Consider the following 3,822-nt stretch of genomic DNA (forward strand, 5'->3'; position numbering starts at 1 on the left):
CATCCTTGTTAAATTGTTTATATCTGAAATAGTTCATACAGAAGACTCCTTTTTGTTAAAATTATACTATAAATTCAACTTTGCAACAGAACCTTGTTTACAATGCACGTAAATCAACGCATCGAGAAGATTGTCAACGATACGGAGTACACGATAGTGCTTGTCGTTGCGATCTGATCGTGCAGTTGATAGTGTATGTCTGTAAACACAACATCTTTCACTGCTGAAAGAAAGTGAGGAATCACTTTCTTGCTTCAATGCTCTTGAAAGAAAAATCGCACTATGATTTATTCATAGTGCGACCAGGCTGAATATATATATACTTGTTTTTCTTTTTCATCGACAGTGTATACCACTCTGTGTTGATGATTGATTCTTCTTGAATACCTCCCTAAATGTTTTGGTTGTAGCTTTTCAAAAGAGTGACTATTTTCATACGGATTTTGTTTTAGAACATTATAAATATCTAGGAATTGACTTTTTAATTGAGATTGTTTGATCTTTTTCAAATCTTTCTTTGCTGAATTTTTGATATGCACTTGATACTGAGTAGTCATTATAGGTTATCCCAGTCAATATCCTCAACATTCGTAAATCCGCTATCGTCTTTTTCTCTCTCTCTAACAACATCTAATGTGCCTGTAGATTCTAAATACATCGTTTCTTGTATGCTATCCCAATCTTTTTGACCGATGATTACTGCGTTATTCTCACTATTCTTACCACTTATCACAATGGGTTTATGGCTTCTATTGACTTGCTTCAATATATCGTAAAACTCGGCTCGAGCTGTTGTCGGTGTCTTAATAATCAATTTAAAAACCTCCTTCACTCATATTTTAACGTACGTAATAACGTACGTAAAGGATTTTGATGTCAAATAGTGCCTGTTTTAAAGAATCGTGAGATTACTTCCGTGTTGTTGAATAAATAAAACTATATGATTGCTTCGCAATCTAAGCCATGACAGAAAGAAATTTTCTCCTCTTACAGTATAATAGAGGCGAGTAATAGAAGTCCGTGCTTTTAATGGGTTTTGCCGAACCTGTAAATAAAACTGGATGCGCCGCTTATCTGTTGCGATAAGACGAATACGCCCAGAGCGTGAAAATAAAAATACAATCATTCATAAGCGACGCCATTACTCAATATATGAGATGGAGGGAGACACTCATGGAGGTTATGGTAGAAACGTGTTGTGGAATTGATGGGCATCAGAAGACCATTGTGTGTTGTATTTTGGATGGGCCGCTGTGAAGTTAGACTAGAAACCGGACACAGTAAATTGAGACAGAAAAAGATACAATGGTATCATATAAAATTTACGGAAGGTGTTCATGATTATGGCTAGAGGCAGGAATTACGATAAACAGATTAAGGCGGAGGCAGTGAGTTTAGTGGTCGATAATGGTAAGACCATTGCTTCAGTGGCCCGTGAATTGGAGATTCCAAAGAGTACCGTGGGCAAGTGGGTCGAGAATTATAAAGACAATGGGACGGATGCATTCATCGGCAGCGGTAACCTGAGCCCAGAGAATCAGAGAGAGCGGGATTTACAGAAACAATTAAGAAATCTGGAGGAAGAGAATAAAATACTAAAAAAGGCTATGCGCATCTTTACCAACGACCAGAAGTGATTTATGGCTTCATCGCAGACCACCGGCACGAATTTCGTGTATCAAAGATGTGCAGCACCCTCGGTGTTTCAAAGGGCGGCTTCTATGAATGGATGGGACGAACAGAATCACCACAGAAGCAACGGAAAGAAGAGATGAAAGAGAAGATTCGGCAGATCCACAAGCAATCCAAAGCGCGGTATGGCAGCCCGAAAATCACAGCGATACTCCGTCAGGATGGCATCCGCATTTCCGAACGCACTGTGACGCGTTATATGAAAGAGATGGGCATTCGTTCAAACACAGCGAAGAAATATAAGGCCACCACAAATTCAAAACATAATCTGCCGGTCTATCCGAATCTGCTGGATCAGGACTTCAAAGTCAGCGGACGTGGCGAAGTATGGGTCTCAGATATCACTTACATCCCGACGAAAGAAGGCTGGCTTTATCTGGCGACCGTGATGGATCTGTTTTCCAGACGCATCATCGGCTGGGCGATGTCTGGCAGAATGACGAAAGCGCTCGTGATTCGTGCCCTGAAACGTGCATTTCAGACCCAGGCACCCACCCAGGGTTTGATTCATCATTCCGACAGAGGCAGCCAGTATGCAGCGCTGGACTATCAAGCCTTACTGCAGGCGAATGGTATCACGACCAGTATGAGTCGCAAAGGGAACTGCTACGACAATGCATGTATTGAATCGTTTCACAGTATCATCAAGAAAGAACTGATTCATCATGAAAATTACGCCACCAGAGCAGTCGCAAGCAGGAGCATTCTGGAATACATCGTCAGTTTCTATAACTACGAAAGAATACATTCTTATATCGATTATCTGTCACCGATTGAATTCGAAAAACGGTATGCTTAAGTGTCTCAAATTTTAAATTTAATACTTGTAAAAAATAAATAAGGCATGAAAATATTACACATTAGATGGATTGTCCCGATTTAATGTGTCCGTATTCTTGACAGAAGTACACTGGATACGAATCGTCCCAAGAAAGTCCATAAAGTATTTGGCACCCGGACATATGAATTGCGACAAGCACTGGAATGGTTAAACGCACACAAAGTGACGGATGTGTTTATGGAGAGTACCGGGCAGTATTGGCTGCCGGTGTTCAATATCTTCACAGAAGCAGATTTCCAGATTATATTAGCGAATCCGCAGCGCATCAAAAATGTGCCCGGCCGGAAAACAGATATGAAGGATGCGGAATGGATCGCGCAACTGGGGCGATGCGGGCTCATTCAATCATCGTATATCCCAGATCCTGAAGTGATGGCATTACGGTTGATGACCCGGCGCCGGCTCAGTTACACCCAAAAACGCACACAGGCCAAAAATGAACTGCATAACATTCTCCAGCGTGCGAATATTAAACTCACCGGATACCTATCGGACATCTTTTCAAAATCGGGACAGTCTTTACTTCAACTGTTCATCAACGGCGAAGTGCTGACACTCGAAAATATCTCCGATTGTCTGCATGGCAGAGTGAAAGCATCTCCTGAAGATATACGCGCTGCCATGGATGGGAAACTGAGTCCAGTCGATCGGCAGTTACTGGATGATTCACTCGATGAATATCGTTTCTATACAACAAAAATCGGGAAGATTGAAACAGCGATCGAGCACTACATTTCCGAGCATTTTCCAGACACTTATGCATTACTCATGGAGATTCCCGGCATCAAGAAACAGAGTGCGGCGGTCATACTCGGAGAGATTGGCCCGGATGTCGAGGCCTTCCACACCGTCGGCCACTTATCTTCATGGGCGGGAGTGTCCCCGGGATCGAATGAAAGTGCCGGGAAAAGCAGCCATTCGCGGACAACCCGGGGCAACAAGTACTTGAAAATCGCACTCATATCCAGCGGCGGCACCGCCGGGCGGTCCAAGGATGCGGCATTCAGCGCCCTGTATCACCGCATGGCGGCACGGGGCTCGAAGATGAAAGCCATCGTCGCCTGTGCCCACAAGCTGCTCCGCATCATTTATAAGGTCCTATCCGACCGTGTCCATTATGAGACAAAAAAGCCCTTGGATTGCGGCCACAACCCAAAGGCACTCTAACAATTTAAATTTTTTCGTATTTCCATTATGTCAACGGCAATTTAAAAATGTAGGTTTATGGCAATTTAGAAATGTCGGTTTTCGGCAATGCAATTTGTGGATGAATGTTGTCTAAGTTTGTT

4 protein-coding genes are annotated in these 3,822 nt (G+C 42.8%); 2 read left to right on the forward strand and 2 right to left on the reverse strand.

The features are described 5' to 3' along the window. Positions 1 to 287: 287 nt before the first annotated feature. Both BLR15_RS13685 and BLR15_RS13690 read right to left on the reverse strand, forming a co-directional pair. A complete protein-coding gene (locus BLR15_RS13685) occupies positions 288 to 557 on the reverse strand; it encodes a Txe/YoeB family addiction module toxin (protein WP_092988345.1) in 270 nt (89 codons plus the stop codon). After that, the gene (locus BLR15_RS13690) at positions 557 to 814 is read right to left on the reverse strand and encodes a type II toxin-antitoxin system Phd/YefM family antitoxin (protein WP_092988347.1); all 258 of its coding nucleotides are present in this window, start codon (positions 812 to 814) and stop codon (positions 557 to 559) included. The genes BLR15_RS13685 and BLR15_RS13690 overlap by 1 nt, the downstream gene beginning before the upstream one ends. Positions 815 to 1,343: 529 nt before the next feature. Between BLR15_RS13690 and BLR15_RS13695 the strand changes: the two genes are divergently transcribed. Together BLR15_RS13695 and BLR15_RS13700 are read left to right on the forward strand one after the other, a co-directional pair. Next, positions 1,344 to 2,491 (forward strand): IS3 family transposase gene (locus BLR15_RS13695; RefSeq protein ID WP_281182412.1). Its coding sequence is split into 2 segments (ribosomal slippage): positions 1,344 to 1,608 and positions 1,608 to 2,491, totalling 1,149 coding nucleotides; the frame shifts between segments, so codons are not numbered across the junction. Between the two features lie 111 nt (positions 2,492 to 2,602). Next, positions 2,603 to 3,700 (forward strand): IS110 family RNA-guided transposase, encoded by a 1,098-nt coding sequence (locus tag BLR15_RS13700; protein WP_281182413.1) that lies wholly within the window; start codon positions 2,603 to 2,605, stop codon positions 3,698 to 3,700. The last annotated feature ends 122 nt before the right edge of the window (positions 3,701 to 3,822 follow it).

It is taken from the genome of Lacicoccus qingdaonensis (assembly GCF_900101075.1).
Classification (GTDB): domain Bacteria; phylum Bacillota; class Bacilli; order Staphylococcales; family Salinicoccaceae; genus Lacicoccus; species Lacicoccus qingdaonensis.